Source organism: Pseudoalteromonas sp. MBR-15, assembly GCF_053628915.1.
This window is the reverse complement of record NZ_JBRJHH010000015.1, coordinates 84,176-105,015: the sequence shown is the minus strand read 5'-3', so window position 1 is coordinate 105,015 and position 20,840 is coordinate 84,176. Positions and strand designations below refer to the sequence as shown.

15 protein-coding genes are annotated in these 20,840 nt (G+C 39.2%); 6 read left to right on the top strand and 9 right to left on the bottom strand.

All coding sequences use genetic code 11. The features are described 5' to 3' along the window. Positions 1-2 precede the first annotated feature (2 nt). Positions 3-932 carry a class I SAM-dependent methyltransferase gene (locus ACSSVW_RS17715; RefSeq protein ID WP_074989788.1) on the top strand — a complete coding sequence of 310 codons (930 nt, stop codon included), beginning with the start codon at positions 3-5 and terminating at the stop codon, positions 930-932. Continuing rightward, a complete protein-coding gene (locus ACSSVW_RS17710) occupies positions 932-1,591 on the top strand; it encodes a tRNA (adenine(22)-N(1))-methyltransferase (protein WP_182396262.1) in 660 nt (219 codons plus the stop codon). Before ACSSVW_RS17715 ends, ACSSVW_RS17710 begins: the two co-directional genes overlap by 1 nt. Before the next feature lie 5 nt (positions 1,592-1,596). Here the strand turns inward: ACSSVW_RS17710 and ACSSVW_RS17705 are convergent, their stop codons facing one another. From ACSSVW_RS17705 to dinG, 8 genes are all read right to left on the bottom strand, one after another. Then, positions 1,597-1,839, bottom strand: a complete 243-nt coding sequence (locus ACSSVW_RS17705; protein WP_036969480.1) for a hypothetical protein — start codon at positions 1,837-1,839, stop codon at positions 1,597-1,599. 73 nt (positions 1,840-1,912) lie between these two features. Next, positions 1,913-2,800: a DMT family transporter gene (locus ACSSVW_RS17700; protein ID WP_182396263.1), complete on the bottom strand. Its 888-nt coding sequence runs from the start codon at positions 2,798-2,800 to the stop codon at positions 1,913-1,915. A 107-nt stretch (positions 2,801-2,907) separates the two neighbouring features. After that, positions 2,908-3,066: a YbaM family protein gene (locus tag ACSSVW_RS17695; protein ID WP_075594137.1), complete on the bottom strand. Its 159-nt coding sequence runs from the start codon at positions 3,064-3,066 to the stop codon at positions 2,908-2,910. Next, the gene (locus tag ACSSVW_RS17690) at positions 3,056-3,334 is read right to left on the bottom strand and encodes a late competence development ComFB family protein (protein WP_065978833.1); all 279 of its coding nucleotides are present in this window, start codon (positions 3,332-3,334) and stop codon (positions 3,056-3,058) included. Before ACSSVW_RS17690 ends, ACSSVW_RS17695 begins: the two co-directional genes overlap by 11 nt. Positions 3,335-3,379: 45 nt before the next feature. Next, the gene (locus tag ACSSVW_RS17685; protein ID WP_454179849.1) at positions 3,380-4,273 is read right to left on the bottom strand and encodes a histone deacetylase family protein; all 894 of its coding nucleotides are present in this window, start codon (positions 4,271-4,273) and stop codon (positions 3,380-3,382) included. Beyond that, positions 4,270-4,878, bottom strand: a complete 609-nt coding sequence (locus tag ACSSVW_RS17680; protein WP_036969469.1) for a primosomal replication protein — start codon at positions 4,876-4,878, stop codon at positions 4,270-4,272. Before ACSSVW_RS17680 ends, ACSSVW_RS17685 begins: the two co-directional genes overlap by 4 nt. Beyond that, the gene (locus tag ACSSVW_RS17675; protein ID WP_036969465.1) at positions 4,879-5,655 is read right to left on the bottom strand and encodes a TSUP family transporter; all 777 of its coding nucleotides are present in this window, start codon (positions 5,653-5,655) and stop codon (positions 4,879-4,881) included. Then, positions 5,655-7,730, bottom strand: a complete 2,076-nt coding sequence (dinG, locus tag ACSSVW_RS17670; RefSeq protein WP_074989793.1) for an ATP-dependent DNA helicase DinG — start codon at positions 7,728-7,730, stop codon at positions 5,655-5,657. Before dinG ends, ACSSVW_RS17675 begins: the two co-directional genes overlap by 1 nt. A 150-nt stretch (positions 7,731-7,880) precedes the next feature. On the opposite strand from dinG, the gene ACSSVW_RS17665 reads away from it, so the two are divergent. The 3 genes from ACSSVW_RS17665 to ACSSVW_RS17655 all read left to right on the top strand — a co-directional run bounded on the left by ACSSVW_RS17665 (position 7,881) and on the right by ACSSVW_RS17655 (position 14,156). After that, the gene (locus ACSSVW_RS17665; RefSeq protein WP_454179840.1) at positions 7,881-10,229 is read left to right on the top strand and encodes a DNA polymerase II; all 2,349 of its coding nucleotides are present in this window, start codon (positions 7,881-7,883) and stop codon (positions 10,227-10,229) included. A gap of 231 nt (positions 10,230-10,460) precedes the next feature. Then, positions 10,461-13,058 (top strand): TonB-dependent receptor plug domain-containing protein, encoded by a 2,598-nt coding sequence (locus ACSSVW_RS17660; RefSeq protein ID WP_036969455.1) that lies wholly within the window; start codon positions 10,461-10,463, stop codon positions 13,056-13,058. A 180-nt stretch (positions 13,059-13,238) separates the two neighbouring features. Continuing rightward, a complete protein-coding gene (locus ACSSVW_RS17655) occupies positions 13,239-14,156 on the top strand; it encodes a class I SAM-dependent methyltransferase (RefSeq protein WP_051501799.1) in 918 nt (305 codons plus the stop codon). Positions 14,157-14,488: 332 nt separating this feature from the next. Here the strand turns inward: ACSSVW_RS17655 and ACSSVW_RS17650 are convergent, their stop codons facing one another. Then, the gene (locus ACSSVW_RS17650; protein WP_036969452.1) at positions 14,489-16,402 is read right to left on the bottom strand and encodes an alpha/beta hydrolase family protein; all 1,914 of its coding nucleotides are present in this window, start codon (positions 16,400-16,402) and stop codon (positions 14,489-14,491) included. A 1,099-nt stretch (positions 16,403-17,501) separates the two neighbouring features. Between ACSSVW_RS17650 and ACSSVW_RS17645 the strand changes: the two genes are divergently transcribed. Continuing rightward, a complete protein-coding gene (locus ACSSVW_RS17645; protein ID WP_074989797.1) occupies positions 17,502-20,399 on the top strand; it encodes a TonB-dependent receptor domain-containing protein in 2,898 nt (965 codons plus the stop codon). Positions 20,400-20,840: the final 441 nt, after the last annotated feature.

Genomic DNA, 20,840 nt, shown 5'->3' with positions numbered 1-20,840 from the left:
CTATGACAAACGATTTTTCAGCCATTTTAACTGCGTTAGCAGATGCGCCACTTTCGGCTAACGAACTTTGCCGTATTTTTCATGGCCGCGGCCACAGTGTGGCTGAATTAAGCCATATTAATGTTGATTTTTACCCTCCGGCATTATTTTTAGTATCGTATGAGAGCATCCCTGACGATCAACTAGGTCAACTCACTGAAGTACTTTGGCAATGGGCGCAAAATAATGCCCCAGAATTAATTACTGCGTTGGTGTATCAACAGCGTAGCGGTATAAATACGATTAATAGCGTGGTACACGGCGAACTTCCTGACGAGCATGTTGTTCAAGAAAATGACATAAAATTTAGAGTCGATTTATTGAGCAGGCAAAATACCGGTATTTTTCCTGATATGCGTCGTGGCCGTGAGTTTGTGCAGGCTCATAGTCAGGGGGCTAAAGTACTGAATTTATTTTCATATACTTGCGGATTCTCCGTTGCGGCAATGCAAGGGGGAGCTGAGCAAGTCATTAATATGGATATGAATAAAGGCGTGCTCAGAACAGGTAAACAAAATCACCAACTTAATGGGTTTACACGGGGTGTTAGTTACTTGCCTCATGATATTTTAAAATCATTTGGTAAGCTTAAAAAGTCAGCACCTTATGAGTTGATTATTGTCGATCCGCCCAGCTTTCAAAAAGGCAGCTTTATTTTGACGAAAGATTATCAAAAAATATTGCGCCGTTTGCCTGAGCTGCTCAACGAAAACACCCTTTTATTGTTGTGTGCCAATAGCCCTGAAATGTCTGAACAAGCATTTAAAGCACTGATTGCAGAGCACACAGAAGGTGCAATTACATTCGTTGAACGTTTAGCGCCTACCGCTGGTTTTATTGAAGTAGACAGCGATAGAAGCTTAAAAGCGCTTGTTTATAAAACCACACAGTAATGGCGTTAAGTAAGCGTTTATCAGCGATCGCGCAAATGGTCCCAAATGAGTATGATGAGATTTGGGACTGCTGCTGCGATCATGGCTTTTTAGGCATGCAGTTACTCAAAGATAATAGAGCCGATCAAATCCACTTTGTAGATATCGTGCCTGAGTTGATGCAGTCACTCCAACAGACATTGGCGCGTTTTTCAACTGAAGAACAACGCGGACATTGGCAGGTACATTGCCAAGATGTGGCCACTATTTCTTTAACACCCCAAAAACGTCATCTCGTGATTATTGCAGGAGTTGGGGGAGATTTAATGTGTCAGTTTATTTCGCAGATTCAGGCTCACAATCATCTTGCTCACATCGATTTTATAGTTTGTCCTGTGCACCATAGCTATAAAGTACGCAGCCACCTACAGTCATTAGATTTTGGTTTAGTCGCCGAGCACCTTATTTCTGAAAATAGACGCTTTTATGAGTTAATGTTCGTGAGCGCATCGGCTAAAACGCCAATAACGCGAGTAGGACAGGGGATGTGGCAATTAACGAATAAGGAGCACCAAGCTTACTTAGGGCAACTATGTGCACATTACCAACGCATGCTAAACCAAGATGCTGATTATTATCAGCAAGTGCTTAATGAGTATACTCGCTTAATGCGAACCTAATTGTTTTAAAGCTTGTTAATCTCTTGTTTTACGCTGTAACTTGAGTCTGTGACTATGGCTTCGAGGGTCTGTACGCGTTGTTTTAACTCAAGAAGCTCAGCGGTAACCGCTGCAACTTGTTCATTCGCTTCTTTATTGTCTTTTAGGGTGCGCGATTTAAATTCTAAATGTTTTTTATACATATCGAAGATAACGCCTGAACCAACCGAGATCAGTACAATTAATACCACCATCGTAGTGCCTGACATCATAATTCTCCTTTTATCAGTATCTTTATCCAATAGAGTATAGACTGGATTTTAAAAAGCAAAGGGGATTCTGTTACAAGGTATGTCGTTTAAAAAGCGATTTTATACGAATAAACCCAGTCACAAGCATGGTGCCAGCAATAACACACAGAGCGCCAAGTAACGTATTTGGCCCTATTTCTTCGTCGAGTATCAGGTTGCCCCATATAATGCCAAACAAAGGAATTAAGAAGGTAACGGTGAGCGCAGAGGTTGGACCAATCTCGTCAATTAGACGAAAAAAGAGAATATACGCCACTGCAGTACACACAATACCCAGAGCAATAACACCCGCCATTACGGTTTGACTTGGCATTTCTCTTATTGGCATCACAAAAATCAATGGTAATACGAGCATACTTGCGGCCCACATACTGCCATGCGCATTATCGAAAGCTGACAGTTTGGGGGCGTGTTTGGTGTAATGCGAGGCAATAGCATAACTAAGTGAGGCACACAGGGATGCAATAATTGCTGTTACTGTGGCGGTATTGATAGTTAGGCTGTTTTGTCCAACTAGGATAGCAACCCCAATGAGACCGACTAAGAGTCCCAGTATCATACTTTTACTCGGTGTCGATTTACTCCAAATTATGCCAACAATGGCTCCCCAAATGGGGGTTGTTGAATTTAAAATCGCTAATGTCGAGGCATTAATAGTTTGTGCGGCAAACGCAAATAATAAAAATGGAATCGCAGAATTGAGTGCACCAATAATAAAAAAGTGCTTTTTGTAGGTAAGAAAAGCAAGCTTTTTATTAAAATACACGGCAAAGACACAGAGTGTTAAGGCGGCAAAGCCTACGCGTAGTTCAATTAAAACGGCAGGCCCTAAACTTGAGGCCGCCATACGCATAAACAAGAATGATGCGCCCCAAATAGCGGCAAGGAAAAATAAGCGCAGTAAGCTGTGTATTGGCATAATGATGAATCATTCAAAATAATAAAGCACGAGCATACCAGATACTGACTAATAAACTCGCCTTATTCGGGCTTGTAAGTGTAGAGTAAGCACTGAATAGAAGGCCTCTATTCAGCAGGTTTTACACGTTTTTTTTCGTAATCTGATTTGACTATTTCTAATGCTGCGAGCACATCCTCTGCAGGGACTTCGTTTTGTTCTAAGAGCATAATAAGGTCGACAGCCACTTTAATATAATTAGGAGCGGCTTCTAATTCATTGCCCATTCTGTAATTCCTTTTTCTTTGCAACCTGGCTGATTGCAACATCGATAGCTGTTTGTACTTGTTGTTCCATTAGCATTCGCTCACTGTGCGGTAAATAAAACTCCATATCGACATCGTAGCGAATGTAACGAGCAGGAAGCTGGTTGAGTACTGTGCAGCATAAATCGGCCATCACATCGTCATTGTATACGGAATCTAACTCTCGTTGCGCTATATCTTCGACAACCAGTTTTTCATAATAGTTATGAATATCATCATGCAATTTCATACAGTTTGAATCCAAAGTGATAGTCATTTCAGTGTATACCAAGCTTTAAAATAAATCGACAGCAGCTCTAAAAAGCTGAGAATGAACATTAACTAAGCGATTTATATTTCGTTGATAGCCCCCACCCAAAGCCGAAAAAATAGGAATTTGCTGCGCTTTTGCTTGGCTTAATATGAAGTGATCACGTTGGTATACCCCATCAAGGCTAACAAAAAAATGCCCTAACTCATCGTCGCTAGCGATATCTGCGCCGGCGTTATATAAAATGATATCGGGTTGATGAAGTCGAACGGTTAGTTGGAATGCTTGTTTTACTGTTTCAAGGTAGTGTTGGTCAGTGGTGCCATGCTCAAGTGCGAAGTCGTAGTGTGAGTGTTGCTTGATGCGCGGAAAATTTTGCTCACAATGAATTGAGCAGCTAATCACTTGTTCGTGATGGCTTACAATTTCTGCGGTGCCATCTCCTTGGTGTACATCACAATCGAAAATCAGAACAGTCTCAGCCAGCCCTGCGTTTATTAAGTGGTTTGCAGCAATCGCTAAATCGTTAAAAATACAAAAACCACTTCCGTGATCACTAAAGGCGTGATGATAACCGCCGCCTAGATTAAAAGCGGCACCGTGCTGCAATGCGAATTCAGCGCCATTTATACTTGCACCGACAGAAAGTAAGGTGCGTTCAACTAACTCGTTTGACCAAGGAAAGCCCATTTTCTTAATGGCTTTTTCCTCAAGTGTCCCATTTAAAAATGCATTAATGTAAGCCGGGTCGTGACACAACGCTAATTGTGCTGTTGTGGCTTTATTAGGTGTAATAAACTTATCGTCGTTTATAAAGGTACTTAATTTTTGTTTTAGTAAGCTGTACTTCTGAATAGGGAAGCGATGCCGTGCGGGTAAATTAAGCGCAGAATAACTGGGATGATAGTAAAACATTATCTAAGCTGCTGTTTTTCGACCTGTTGAATTTTGTCTTCGGTGGCAGAAATTGCTTTACGACACCTTCCTAAGCGTGCATGCAATGCTAGTATCTCTTGATTTATTTCTGCTGCTTTTGCTGCGCTGGCTGCGTCTAGTTTGAGTTTTCTTTCTTCGATCATCAGTACTAAACGACGTTCAAACTCATGGTTCTGTTTCAGTTCGTCATACAGTTCATGCGACGATTGCATCATTTTTTGTACGGCTTGTTTGTATACCTGAGGTTTGGTTTTAGGCTTAAAACTGTATTTATTTTCTTTTGCCCAAACAGGAGTCGACTTTATTACATTGAAGACGGCTTGTACCTGCTGAGTTATCCGCTCTAAGGCATATTGATACGCGTGGCGATGCTCTGCCGGGGGTAAACTTTTTAACTCGTCTTCAATTTCACTCACGTAGTCAGCAAGCTTCATACTTTTTGTTGTAAACACCCCTCTATCAAATAAACTTGGTTGCGCTTGCATGTAGCGGTTTTTAGCAAATAAATTGCTCTGATCGAATTGTGTGGCTTGATGTTTCAGCCGAGCAATTTGTTCACATAGTTTATCAAAAGCAGGGGAATGCATTTATAAGTAAGCCTCATAAATTAGCTTTAATGCCAAAATAATGACCACGGTATTAAAGACAGGGCGTATCATTTTACCACCAAATTTAATCGCAGAATGCGCACCTAGCCATGCGCCTAGCATTAAAAATAAGCCCATTGTGATGCCTAATAAAAAATTAACGTGGCCTAATGCGACAAAGGTAATCAATGAAATAAAGTTTGAGACAAAGTTCATTGACCGAGCAAGGCCGCAGTTAAGCAATAAGCTCATTTTATATAATAGACTATTTGAAGCCGTCCAAAACGTGCCGGTACCGGGGCCTGCAAGACCATCAAAAAAGCCAAGTCCTAAACCTTGTAACCATTGTTTAATCTTTGTTTTAGTATCAAGTGTTGGTAATTCATTATGCTCTGTTGTGCTTAGGCTGCCAAATAAGCTGTAACAGGCAACCAAAATGATTACCACAGGGAGCAATTTATTTAAAAAATCGATACTTAAATAATCAACAACCAACGTACCAATTAATGCCCCTATTGCTGTTGCTATTATGGATGCAGCCCAAAAACGAGGGCTAAATAACTTCTTACGAAAGTAGGTGACACTGGCTGTTAATGAGCCAAAACTGGCTGCCAATTTATTGGTGCCAAGCGTAAGATGGGGAGGAAGTCCGGCTGTCAGTAATGCGGGGACGGTAAGCATACCTCCACCGCCAGCAATGGCATCAATAAATCCAGCGGCCAGCGCGACAGCGCAAAGTAATGCCCATGTGGTTGGTTCTAAAGCTAGTTCAAACATTAATAATCAATTTGTCTTTTAAAAGGTGGCAAGGTATCGAGCATGGCTTTGCCATATCGCTTGGTCACTAAACGGCGATCAAGAATGGTAATGCGACCTTGATCGTTTTCTTTGCGAAGCAGTCTACCACAGCTTTGAACTAATTTCTTTGCTGCATCAGGAACTGTGATTGATAAAAATGGATTGCCCCCTTTACTTTGCACAAACTCGGCCTGTGCTTCTTCTATCGGTGAAGTTGGCACCGCAAAAGGAATTTTAGTAATGACGAGGTTTTCTAGGTATTTACCCGGTAAATCGAGCCCTTCTGATAAGCTTTGTGTACCAAATAAATAACTTGCCCTCCCTAAATCGACATTAGCTTTGTGTTTTTTGAGTAAAGCCTCGCGCGACATTTCACCTTGAACTAAGACATCTATCCCTTTTGTTCTAAGTGCTTTGACCACATGGTCCATTTGCCAATATGAGGCAAAAAGCACTAAATTTGCTTTTTTATCATCAAGGTAACTAGGTAACTTTTCGGCTAAATGATCACTAAATGCTTTGTCTGTCGGTTCTATAAGTGTGTTCGGAATATGTAATATAGCTTGTTTGGGGTAATCAAAAGGTGACGGCACTTTGATATATTTAACACCCTCTTCTTTGGCAAGGCCACACTCGTAAGCAAAGTGGTCAAATGACCCTAGTGCGGTTAAAGTTGCAGAGCAAAGTACGGCTCCCGCGCATTGATTCCAAAGTTTATCTTTTAAGTAATAACCGACTTCAATTGGGCAATCACTGAGTAAATGATCATGATGATTTTTATATTCTAAACGTTTAATCCAGCGTGCATGGGGAATACCTTCACCCTTTGTGGCATAACTAAACCATAATTTATTTAATAATTCCAAACGATTTATGTAGTGACCACTTTCCCCTAAAATAGGGTCGGCAACATAGGGTTTTATATCGCCATCACTCACATCTTGTACGAGCGTGTCATGCATTTTATTCAAGGCACGCAGAGCATCAAGCGTTGCGTCGCTAATGTCTTTTGCTTTGGCATGTAACGAGGCTGGGATTTCACCGTGCTCAAAGCGATAGGTATCATCACTGTTGTAATTAAAGTTGGCATTGTCGAGTATGTCGCGCACCACTTTTAAGTTTTTAGCCGCATCATTAATACTGTCGCTCAGTTTAAAATTTTGCCCAATGGCCTTTTGGCCTACCAAAACGTTGGCCATTTTGCCTGCAAATTTTACCAGTTTATCAAGCCACTCTATCGTGCCTTTGATGGTCGCTGCGGCAGATGAAAAGTCGCGAGTGATATGGGCTAAGTGATGCGCCTCATCAATAACATAAATGGTGTTATCGGGTTCAGGCAGTATTTTTCCGCCGCCTAAATCAAGATCGGCAAGCAATAATGAGTGGTTGATAACAAGCACATCCATCTGCATTAACCGCTGGCGCGCCATATGAAATGGACATAATTGATGAGCACGCATTTGTCGTTGGCATGAGTGCTTATCGCAAGCAATAAGGCCCCATACTTTATCGGGAATTGTGTCGGCCCAGCTATCGCGATCGCCTTGCCATTGTTTTTTTGAATACGCATCGTACAGCTGTTTTAAACACTTTGTTTCCATATCACTTAATGGAGAAGAAAGTGTGGGCATGAACTCCATTTGGGTTTGGCTATCGCCATTGACCGCGTTGCTGAGCTTTTGTGCACAAATATATCGTTGTCGACCTTTAACAAGATCAAACTTGATATCGAGGCCTGAATGCTCTTTGAAAAAAGGCAGCTCTTTATTAATTAGCTGCTCTTGCAGGGCAACGGTCGCCGTTGAAATAACCAGCTTTTTCTTTTTTGCCATAGCGAGTGGCAGCGCACCTAAACAATACGCTAACGATTTACCCGTGCCTGTGCCGGCTTCTATAACACAGATACGTTGGCTTTTATGGTATTCACCCGCCAGTGTTTTGGCTATTTCAGCAACTAAGTAGTTTTGACTACTTCGTGGGCGGTAATCAGTGAGATTATCAGCTACATGCTTATGAATTTGCCGAATAGTTTTTTTTAATGAGTCAGAAAGCATGCCCAGATAACCTAAAGTATGTATATAATTACAGTAATTAATTTTAGAGAGTTAACTGAGTAACTACAAGCGACTTGTTAGTAAATTTGTTGATTAGCATTTGTTTTATGCATTTCGCATTTTCATATTTGGGTTTAAAGGGTCATATAGATGCAATTAACTTCTGGCTTTATTCTTTCAACACAATGCTTTGATAGTACGCATGGCGTATCCATTGTGGTGTGGATTTTGTCTGAGCAAGGACCTGTCAAGCTGATTAGCCCACCGCAAAAAGTGCTCTTTTTCATTAATGAAAAAGATGTTGCTGCGGCAACTCGAATCTTGGCACAGCACAATGTGGCATGTGAATTTAAGCCAGTGCAATTAAAAAGCTTCCAGCAGCAGGCTGTTGTGTCGTGCTATTTTTCTTCACTTAAGCATTATTACCGCGCTGCAAAACAGCTAAAAGCCCATTTCATCAAAGTTTACGAAGACGATATTAGACCGGTTGACCGGTTTTTAATGGAGCGTTTTATCAAAGGTTCGGTGTGGGCCAAAGGGCGGTTAATTAAAGGTCAGCCTTACCCCGTATTAGCAGACGTTCAGTTTAAACAAAATACCGAGTTCACACCCACTTTCACGACTGTATCGTTAGATATCGAATGTGATGGAGAAGGGGTGCTGTTTTCAGTAGGACTAGTCGGGAAGAGCATAGATGCTGTTCTTATGATCGGTAAAGCTGAGGACACCGCTGATCTTAACTTCAATGTTATATGGTGTGAGGATGAAATCGACTTATTGTATAAGCTCTGTGAGTGTGTGCAAGTCATTGACCCTGACGTTATTATTGGCTGGAACGTTATTGAGTTTGATTTTACAGTACTTCATGCTCGTTCTGAAGCATTAGGTGTAGGGCTGCCTTTGGGTCGTAACAATGAAAAAATGACCCTCAGAACTGGTAATTTTACACGTTTAACGATCCCAGGCAGGGTTGTTATTGATGGTATTGATACACTTAAAAATGCGACATATCACTACGATAGCTTTAGCCTCGCGAATGTGGCGAGTATTGAGTTAGGTGAAGAAAAACTAATTTCTTCAGATAACCGCTTAGCAGAAATCGTTCGCCAATTTAATGAAGATAAGCTCGCACTTGCTTGCTATAACCGCCAAGACTGTATTTTAGTACAACGCATTTTCGAAAAGCTTAAGTTACTCGATTTTGCCGTTGTTCGAAGTCAACTAACCGGCTTAGAGCTTGAAAGAATGGGTGGATCCGTTGCGGCCTTTACTAACCTTTATCTTCCTTTATTGCATCGCAGTGGTTATGTAGCTCCAAACTCAGGCGATCATGGTCTTAGCTTTGATAGTCCAGGTGGTTATGTCATGTCCTCGGAGCCTGGTTTATATAAAAATATATTAGTACTTGATTACAAAAGCTTATATCCATCAATAATGCGCACTTTTTGTATAGATCCACTTGGTATGGTGGAGGGGCTAAAACACCCTAATCACGCAATTGAAGGTTTTAATCAAGCCCTTTTCTCAAGAACAGAGCACCACCTACCTGAGCTTATTCGTGAACTTGCCGCAACGAGGCAACTTGCTAAAGACAATGAACAGCCAATGCTTTCTCAGGCTATAAAGATCATCATGAATAGTTTATATGGCGTTTTAGGCTCGAAAGGCTGTCGGTTTTACGATCCTCGTCTTTCAAGTTCAATTACATTACGTGGTCATGAAATTATGCAAACTACTAAAAAGTGGCTAGAAGAGTGGGGGTATAAGGTAATTTATGGTGATACTGACTCCACGTTTGTGAAACTTGATGATGAATTAAATTCTCAGAGCTGTAACGTAATTGGTACAAAGCTGGCAAGAAATATAAACAAACGCTGGGAAAGTGTATTACAGGAAACATACAAATTAGAAAATTTCTTAGAAATTGAGTTTGAAACTCACTACAGCCCATTTTTTATGCCGACAATTAGGGGCAAAACCACCGGTTCAAAGAAACGCTATGTAGGTAGAGTAGCAAAACATGGCAAAACAGCACTTGTGTTTAAAGGAATGGAAACAGTGCGAAGTGATTGGACAGAGCTTGCTCAGAGGTTTCAGGTCGCACTCTTTGAAATTTTATTTAGCGAACAATACAACCAAGAGCTGATCAGGCAGCTATTTGATAACTATGTGGAAAAGCTTTACGCAGGCGAGTATGACTCGCTACTGGTTTATCGAAAACGTCTAGGTCAACACCTAACAGACTATCAAAAAAATATCCCTCCTCATGTCAAAGCTGCGAAGCAATATTTAGCACATAACCCCAATGCTCAAATACAACGAGGTCAAGTAATTGAATACGTATATACGCTGAAAGGCGCTGAGTATTATACCGGAAATCACAATTTCGATTATGGTGTTTATGTTAATAAACAGCTGTTGCCACTGGTTAACATGATTATTGAGGTTTCAGGGACTAATTCAAAGGGGCTATATTCTAGTCAAATTCAGCTGTTCTGATTGTTTTTTGCCCAAGTGTTGTAAATTTCACAGCTTTATTAATGTTAAAATAGTGCTTTTTTTGAGCGTTTAATTAATTTTTGTATCAATTTATTAATTTTTTATAAACAAAACTCTGGATATTTTGTTTAATTTGTTTATTATTTGTTGGTCGCGACGCATGTCCGATAACAAATAATAAACAAGCTTATGCAAAATATAGCCACAGTATAGTGGTCCAGGGAGAATCAAATGTTAAATAATAAAGTTTCAAAAGCTGTTCGCTTAGCGATCGCTTTTGGTGCAGCTTCAGCTGCTTCTTTTTCTGTTAGCACTATGGCAGCAGAAGATGAAGAAAGTGCTGAAAAGGTTGAGCGAATTGAAGTAACTGGTTCACGCATTAAGCGTGTTGATATGGCTACTGATTTACCAATCACAGTAATTGACCGTGAAGCAATTGAGCTTAGTGGTGAATCTTCAGTTGCTGATCTACTTCGTAACACAACTTTCAACAGTCTGGGTTCGTTTCGTCCACAGTCTGGTAGCTCTGCGCAAGGTGCTACTACTGTAAGTTTACGTGGTCTAGGTTCTGACCGTACATTAGTTCTAGTTGACGGTCGTCGTTTACCTAAGTCAACACTTACTGGTTCTAGCCAAGATTTAAACTTCATCCCAATGGCAGCTGTTGAGCGTGTTGAAATTCTTTCAGATGGTGCATCAGCATTGTACGGTTCAGATGCAATTGGTGGTGTAATCAACGTAATCACTCGTAAAGATTACAACGGCGCAGAAGTTACATTAGGTTCTGGTCGTATTGAGCATGAAGGTGGCGATCGTGAAAATGGTTCTGTAGTTTTCGGTGCTTCTTCTGATAATGCATCAGTACTTGCAGGTGCTTCATGGAATGGTCGTGATATTGTTTACGCTCGTGACTTCCCTTGGTATTCGCCAGGTGGTTCAGTGTACTCAAACAACTTCACAACAATGGCACAAGATGATGAGGGTAATTACATCCCAGGTGCAAGTAACTTTGATTTCTTCTCGCCAGAAGCTACTTGTGAAGGTGTTGGTAACGAAAACTTCTACCGAATTGGTGCGCGTTGTGGTTTTAACTTCGCAGCTGTATCTGCTGATGAAGCGTCAATTAAAAACCGTTCAGCTTTCGTAAAAGCACGTTTTGACATCAATGATGACTGGAGCATTTTCTCTAACATCAATATCGCACAAACTAAGTCATTTGGTCGTTACGCACCAGGTCTAGATGAGACTGCATATGGCCCAGACCAAATTGATGCGGATAGCCCAAATAACCCAACTAACCCTGATAGCCCTATTTACGATCCTTCGTTAGAGCTTGAGCAACAGCCACTCGATTTTTGGCACCGTTTTGCTGCTCTAGGTAATCGTGATAACAACCTTTCTACAGAGTTGAAAGATATCACATTCGGTACTAATGGTATGATTGGTAGTGTTTCAGTTGAAGCTGGCGCACGTAAAACAATCAACGAAAGCCACAACGTAGGTAGTGGTTACATTCTTCGTAGTATCGCTCGTCAGTATATCAATGACGGTACTTACATGTTAAACGACCCGTTTGGTGCTTCAGCAGAAGTACGTAACGCGATGACTGTAACGACGTCTCGTACTGGTAAATTTAACCAAGAAGAAGTCTTTGCGAATGCGGCATTTGACATCATGGAAACTGATGCTGGTGCTATCCAAGGTTTCGTAGGTTTTGAATACCGTACAGAAGATTATGCTGATAACTACGATTCACTTTCTGAAGCGGGTCAAGTAGGTGGTTCATCAGGTAGCTCTGCAGGTGGTTCACGTTCTGTTCGAGGTCTATTCTTCGAAGCGCTAGTACCAGTAACTGAGCAATTTGAACTAAACTTCGCTGGTCGTTACGATGATTATTCTGACTATGGTTCAGATTTCTCACCAAAAGTATCTGCTCGTTATAACCCAATTGATGCGTTAGTACTTCGTGCTTCTTGGGGTAAAGGTTTCCGTGCACCGTCATTACCAGACCTTACACAACAGCCAGCAGAGTCTGCTGACTCAGTAAGCGATGATTTAACATGTGCGGCAATCGGTGAGGCAGCTGGTTGTTCATCACAAATTAATGCAACTGTTATCTCTAACCCTGATCTACAATCTGAGCAATCAGAGCAAATGTCATTAGGTATCGTATATCAAGCGACTGATAACATCGATTTTGAGCTAGACTACTATGATATCGAGATTACTAACCGTATCCGTGCGTTTGGTTCTCAATACATTATTGATGCAACATTACGTGGTGACTCACTTCCGCCAGCATTTACAGTAACTCGTGCACCAAATGGCGGTATTACTAATGTAGTTCGTGGTTTCGGTAACGATGGTACACTTGAAACTTCTGGTTTAGACTTTAAAGCACGTTCAAGCTTTGATTTCGGTGATGCAGGTCGTTTAACAACTAACTTAAACATCTCTCACATCCTTGATTACAGCACGGACGGTGGTCGTAACTTCGTTAAAGACCCAGGTGTACCACAACAACGTCTAACATTATCAAATGTTTATTCAGTTGCTGATTTTGATGTAACTTGGAACTTAAACCTTATTGATAGCCAATGTGAAGACATCGATGCAGATGGTAAGTGTATTGGTCATATTCCTACGTGGGTAACTCATGACCTTCAAGTAGCGTATAACACGCCTTGGAACTCTAAGATCAGCTTCGGTGCTCAAAATGCATTTGGTAAAGAGCCACCTCTATTTGCTTATGATGGTCGTGACTACAACTTCAACCTATACTCAGGTTTCGGTCGTATCATGTACTTCAACTTTAAACAATCATTCTAATATTGTTTAAGTTTAACTAGAAAAGAGCGACATTATTATATGTCGCTCTTTTATTTTATAACCTCTTTCGCCCCTCTTTATTAATACGAATACACAGTAGAGACTTTAATTATAGAATCTAGTTTTTTGATTCTTTATAATATGAGCTGGAGTGTGTGCGTATCAAATTCGGACTTTATTATGCATTGGGAACAATATTGGAATTCAACAGATGGTTTTTCAAGTTTTGCAGAACTTAAAAATGAGTTTGGTTACCCTAAAGAAATACTGCATTTTTGGCAGAAAACTCTTAGTGAAATAAGCAGTGAAAATCTAAAGGTACTTGATTTAGCAACCGGTAAGGGGGCACTTGCTATTTGGCTAAAAGCTGCGGCAAATTCACAGAATAAGTTGGTTGATATTTATGCTTGTGATGCGGCTGACATAGACGTAAGTTCGATAAAGTCAAATGATGTGAAATTAGAAAAAATTATTAAAGATATAAATTTTTCATTTGCGACTAACCTTGAACAGTTGCCTTATGAAGATGATTGTTTTGATCTGTTAGTTAGTCAATTTGGCTTCGAATATTCGTCGTGGGAATCATCCCTCAAAGAAGTGACCCGGGTTTTAAAACCAGGTGGCCAAGCGGTGTTTATGATGCACAGTGCATCATCACAAATTGCACTAAATTCGGCAGCAGGACTGTCAGTGTTTAAATCTTTGGTTGAGTTGGAACTGTTTGAAAAACTAAAAACATTGGTTGATCTCAAGCTTACAAATCAGCAGCTTGAGTTTACTAACAAAAATAAACAACTCATTAAATCACTAAATGAGTTTTCACTGGACAATAATTCATTACAGTGGTTTCAAGATGTTGTAAGTAATGTTGCAAAAATAATGCAAAACATTAATTCAGAGTCGCATACTGCAATTGATAAATTACAGACTAATGTTGAATTTCAAATTAAACGGCTTGAAGAGCAAACACGTGTGTCAATGACTGAAAACTCTATTCGCAGCGCATTCGATGAAGCGAGTCTAGAATTAAAGATTAAAAGTATTAACCCAATGTCAGTTGATGAAGAACACTTTGCATGGACCGTTGTTATCGAGTAAAGAGGCAAGGGCCCCTTGTTTCGTTAAAACGAATCTCCCGCTGAATATTTCTATTGTGTTTCTGTGTATTTATCACTAATAAAAGGACTTTAAATTTAAGTTAGCGTTACAAAAAAGCATGAACATTATAAAAACTTCCTAGTAAATATAAGCTGCTCAGATTAATTAATACACGCTATTCATAAGAGCAGTGAACTTTTTTATTTTCTCAAAGCGTATCACAACTAGGTTAATAAACTTAATTATATACACTCTGTTTAACATTAAGCCGTTAGAGGTTATTTAACTAACGGCTTAAAATTTTGCTAATTTTATTTCTGGTTCTTTAAACTCTATTTAAGATTTTCATCTAAAAACTTTGTCATAGCATTGTAAAAATCAGTGCGATTTTTAGGCTTATGATAACCATGCCCCTCATTTCTTACCATTGATTCATAAGGGTAATTAATTCTATCAAGGGCTGAAGTTAGCGCTTCATATTGCTCCATAGGAACCCTAATATCATCCGAGCCATGAGCTATAAAAAGTTTAGCCTTAATTTTATCAACATTATATGCAGGAGAACGAGATTTCTGATCTTCTACGTCCATACCATGCACAGTATTTAAAAATTTCACCCCAGAATCTCTCGTTGGGATATCTCCACTGGAAAACATTTCAGGGATAGAGTATACGCCTACATATCCAATAGCACATTTGTACAAGTCAGGCTCTCTTACTGCGCCCATTAGTGCTGCGTAACCACCATAACTCCCACCATATATACAGATATTATTTTTATCGATAATTTTTTGCTTTATAGCCCAGTGGGTGGCATCAGTTACATCATCTTGCATTTTTGTACCCCAATTTTTGTAACCACTCTTTAAAAATGAGCTACCATAGCCACCAGAGCCTCTGAAGTTTACTTGCAACACTGCATATCCAATACTTGCGAGATACTGAGCTTCAGCATTAAACCCCCAGAAATCTCTGACACCATGAGGTCCTCCATGGAGCATTACTACTGCAGAGTAAGGTTCTTTTTTATTATTTGGTATCGTTATATAACCGTGTAATACGACACCATCTCGTGCTGATATTTTGAATGGCTCTACAGTTGCTAGTTCCTTTTTGTTTATTTTCTCGTTCATCGAAGCGACAAAACTCGCTTTCTTCGAGGTAATGTCGTAAAGGTAAAATTCTGTGGGTGATTTATCTGATGAAACTTCAAAGACAGAAAGCTTTTGTTCTTTGGCATGACTTGTAAATCTTAGCCTATATGCGTGGAATGAGTCACTTAGCCTTTTTAAAACATCGTTATCCCCTGCATCCGAGAAATAATGATATGCAGGATAATTGGGATCATACGTAACACCCACAACCTCACCTGAAAAGCCATATATAGGTGTTGAAATATCAACATCTGCGTCTTCTATCAGTTTCTTAAGTTCATTTGTTTCCAAATTAAAAGAAAATACGGCTATGTTCTTAGTGGTAGAGTCATTAGTAAAGTACGCTAAATTTCCTGACTTGTTCATGCCAATAATTGAAAGGTTATCACCAGGATTATAATTTAAGATTCCTAGGTTAAATGTCTCCCAGTCTGAATTAGGTGTCTTTTTATAGAACATGTTGAGTTCACCTTTCCCCATTTCATGCTCTTCTTTTTCAACATAACTAAAAGCAATTCTTGGTTGGCCTGACACATCTGCAACCATGCCAAAGACATCTTCTTTAGGTTGATCTGCTTGATAACTAGAACGACCATTATAAACATTTACCTTATGAACTTTTACTGCAAAATCATCAGCATAATGTTGTTTTGTAACTAATATGTTTTCTTTGTCGTCAGGTAAAATACTTAAAATGTTGTAAAACGATGTTTGTGACGCTAACAATTCCCGTCGGTTAGAGCCGTCAAAGTTTGAAGCTATGAAGTAAGGTGAACCACCTTTAGTATCTAAATAACCAACGGTTTTTTTGACTGACATGATGAAGCGTTCATCATTTACCCAGATGACGTTAGCTATTTTTTGATATTCACCAAATCCATAACTGGATAGCACTTTTTTTGTCTTTCTATCGAGAATCACAAGCTTAACTTGTGTCTCATCTTGAAATGTAATCGAAAAGTATTTTCCATTAGGCGAGATTTTTACTTGTTGATAATCTTTGCTGTTAAAGAAGTCTTCAAGGGTGTTTTTAGCAAAAGTCATTTGGCTAAATAGTAAAAGTAAGAGGCCTAAACTTTTTATATATCTCATATCAATCCAATTGTTTTTGGTTTTTTAATTGTAGGTATTAAGAATATCAGAGTTGAAAGTGTTGTAAATACATTGTTGTAACATCGTTTTATCATATGTAATTGAGTGTAGGTTGAAGTAATTGTTCTAGCTCTTTGGTATTGGCTTTAAATGCAATGGTTTCATGTCTTTATTTATTTCTAATGCTTGTTTTTACGTTTGTTAAATTTTTGTGTTTTTATGAGGGGTTTTTATAATAAGTTTTGGAAGATTATATTTAATATTTTGTACTATTAATTTTTACGTGAATGAAAATAAACTTTATATTTGTAATGGTGTTTTTTAGAAATGTCACTTCTTTACTTTTTATATTAGATCTTTTGTCATTCAACAATATTGAATTAAGAATAGGGTAGTGCTTCAGTTATGAAGTAGCAGTCCATTTCATTTCGCATAGCAGCTGCATATTTTGACACTGATATGCCATTAATCTCGAACATTTAAAATCTTTCCTGCGTCTCAAATTTAGCTTTCTGGCCATTAAAACTAAAAATACATTAAAATCAAGTGCTTATGATTGAATGGTGAGTTTGACATGTAAATGTACATAGCTGATCCGTCTATCGGGTGGTAATTATGCCGAAGGCTATCAAAGCTACTTTTATTTATGAAAAGTTGTGTCTTTAGTATTTTATATTAGCAAATCATCAGTGCTTATAACCTTTTTGACTTATGAGGACGTTATAGGTGATGAGCTTAGTGGTTGTTCATTGTTCTGTTTTTTGGATTTATGTGTTTTAAGGTTGATGCTCTCTTCTTTCCCGCGTTTTTAGACTGTCCCCCTTTAAAATAGTGGGGTTTTAATGTTTTTTTTAAATATGCATTATTAATATATTGTTGCAATTTTGTTTTTACATTGTTTGGTTTGTTTTAAATTTTTTATTTTTTGTTGCGTTTGTATTTATATTGATTTTATTTTAAAAAGCGCAAGTTAAAAACATGTTGACCAGAAGTTATCTAGGATATTAGTATTTAATCACCGCATTAAGGTATTAGTGCCTATGGCGGGGTTAAATAAAAATTAATAAGTCATAATATGGATATGACCAGGGAGAATACAATGTTAAATAATCAGGTTTCGAAGGCCGTTCGCTTAGCACTTGCTTTCAGTGCAGCGTCAACTTCACTATTCTCTGCAAGCTCTATTGCGGCAGATGAAAATGATGAAGGCGTAGAAAAAGTTGAGCGTATTGAGGTTACAGGTTCGCGCATTTTTCGTGAAGGGGCTATCTCTCCATCACCAGTTACTGTAATTACAGGTGAAGATTTAGTAAGCACTGGTGCAATGAATATCGGTGAGGTTTTAAACAAGCTACCTGCACTGGCAACGACGTATTCACTGGCTAACTCAGGCCGATTTATTGGTACAGCCGGTGTAAGCTTACTTGATTTACGTGGTATGGGTAGTGAGCGTACGTTAGTACTTGTAGATGGAAAACGTCACGTTTCTAGTGCCCCAGGTACATCTTCTGTAGATACAAATACTATTCCTAGTGCGTGGATTGAACGAGTTGAGATTATCACCGGTGGTGCGTCAGCTGTATATGGTGCTGATGCTGTAACGGGGGTTGTTAACTTCATTTTAAAAGAAGAAATAACAGGCCTTAATGTATCTGCAACGAAAGGGTTTGCGGATAACAATAATTATGAAAATGAGAAGTTTACTTTTTCATACGGTCAAGATTTTTCAGAAGGGCGCGGTAATGCGGCTATCTCTTTCGAATACAATTCACAGGATTCTCTAAATGCATTAGATAACCCGTGGACTTCGACATCTTATGCTTCGATGCCATATGAAGTCGTGACAGGTATGGAAAGACCTGAAGATATGCTAGACAGTGAAGATTTTCCAGACAAAATAGTAGTACCAAATGCGGGCTATTATTTAATCTCTAACGCGGGTACAGTTTGGAACCCTAACACTGGTGCGATTATGGGTCGATTTAACCCAGACAGCACGTTAGGACCTGTAAATACAGGCAGTTTTGAGGACGGCTCATATTGTGGTGGCCCAGATTGTGATTATATTAATTTACGCCAATATTCGGAAATTCAGCCAAAGTTTGACCGCATTAACTTAAATTTCAAAGTTAATTATGATGTTACAGATGACTTGAATGCATATTTCCAAGCAAAGTACTCTAAAACCGAAGGGGAAAATATTGGTCAGCCTTTCTTCCGCTTCTTCAGTGGTGCAAACTTAATAAAGCGTGATAATGCTTTCTTATCTGAAGATACAGCAGCCCTAATGGATCAAGAAGGTCTATCGATCATTGGTGTCAATAAAATGTACAATGATATCGGTCGCCGCTTAGAAGAAAATACGCGTGAGACAACACGATTCGTAGCAGGGTTCAAAGGTAACTTGACTGAAGACTGGAGCATGGATATATCTTTGGTACATGGTAAGTCAGAGATAGAACGTATTAATGGTGCAAACGTCATCATGGCTAATTATGCCAATGCAATAGATGCGGTTTTTGATGACGCAGGAAATATTGTTTGTCGTAGTGAAGAAGCCCGTGCTGATGGCTGTGTAGCTGCTAATATTATGGGCGATGGTGCTATTAGTCAGCAAGCGATTGACTATGTAACTACGACGTCTGTGGGAACTTCAGAGATTGAGCAAACTGTGTTTAATGCGACATTCTCTAATTCTGCACTTTTTGAATTACCTGCGGGTATGGTTGGTTTCGCCGGTGGTATCGAATATAGAGACGAATCAAGCGTCACTATTGAAGACCCATTTGCTAAAACCGGGGCTACTTTCTTTAATGCCCTAGGTGAAACCGATGGTGGATATGATGTATCTGAAGCATTCTTTGAATTATCGATTCCATTACTAGAAGAAGTCTTTTTAATCGATTCACTCGTTTTAGACACGGCTGTTCGTTATGCGGATTATTCTACAATTGGTGATGCAACAAGCTGGAAGTTAGGTTTAGATTGGACCATTAACCCAGAGTTGAGAGCACGTTTCACTGTTTCAGAAGCAATGAGAGCACCAAACATTGACGAGCTATTCTCTGGTCAGAGCCAGTCATTTACTAATGTAGATGATAGTTGTAAGGTTTCTGAGTTGGATCAGTTAAGCGCTGAGGGCAGAGCAATACGTGCTGCAAACTGTGCTGCATTAGGTGTTCCAGCAGACTTCGATTCTAACTACGATAGCGCAACTCTTGAAACTTTAGTCGGTGGTAATCCTGATTTGCAACCTGAAGAATCAAAATCAATTACGGCTGGTATCGTTTATCAACCAAGTTGGTTAGAAGGCTTCAGCGTAACTGCGGATTACTGGGAAATTGACATTGACGATACAATTAGTGGTATCGGTTTCCAAACTATTATTGACCGTTGTGTTGATTCGCCTACAGGTGTTGATAATCAATTCTGTAATTTAATTACTCGCGATCCTGAAACGAGCGAAATTACCCTACTAAAAGGGTTTGCGCTTAACATTGCTCGTAGTTTAAATTCTGGTGTTGACTTTGAGTTTGCATATGACTTTGACGCACTAGGTGGTCGATTCAATACTAGCTTCATTGGTACATACCTAATTGAAGCAAAAGATTATCCATTCTCAGCAGAGCCAGAAAACTACACTGATTATGAAGGTGTTTTAGGTGAAGAGACATGGCAAGGTAATCTAACCGTTGATTATACTTACAATAACTATAAAGTTGGTTTTAGCACACGCTTTATAGATGGTGTTGAACTATATGATCACACGTCGTTAGATACTAACCCAAATCCATCAAGTGAAATGCGTTATGGCTCATACTTTATAACTGATGCTTCATTCGCATATAACTTTGAAAATGGCGTTGGCCTTAAACTGGGTGTTGACAACTTATTTAACCGTAGGTTACCAGGAAGCACAACGGGTACAGGTGCAGGCTCAGCCATCTATGACAATATCGGTCGATTTGGTTACCTTCAAGCATCTTATAAATTTTAATACAGTATAATTAGTCTGTATTATCAATAAAATACACCATAAAGAACGTTCCTGTTCTTTATGGTGTATCATTCATCATTACGCTCCAATAGCCTTTCCTTCGTACAAGAATATTCTTAATATTAATACCAATCCGCAAAAATACTTAATCATTTTGAGTGATCAAACCAGTCGCTACCTGCGTTAAAAATGTCTGATTTACGACTGCATGGATGCAGGAGGTAGAGCAATGCAGGAGCAATTGCCGAGAACAACTAAATAACTAAATTTTTGCCTTGTTATCAACGCGGTTTTATTGCCTCAAAATAGACCACTTAATTAAGCGGAATGGTATAAATTTGGGTAGTCAAATATCCATCGTCATTTAGGTGAAGTATTTTTGCTGTTTACAGCTTGCTTATGTATGGCATAAACCATGATTTTTTATCACCTTGTAAACTG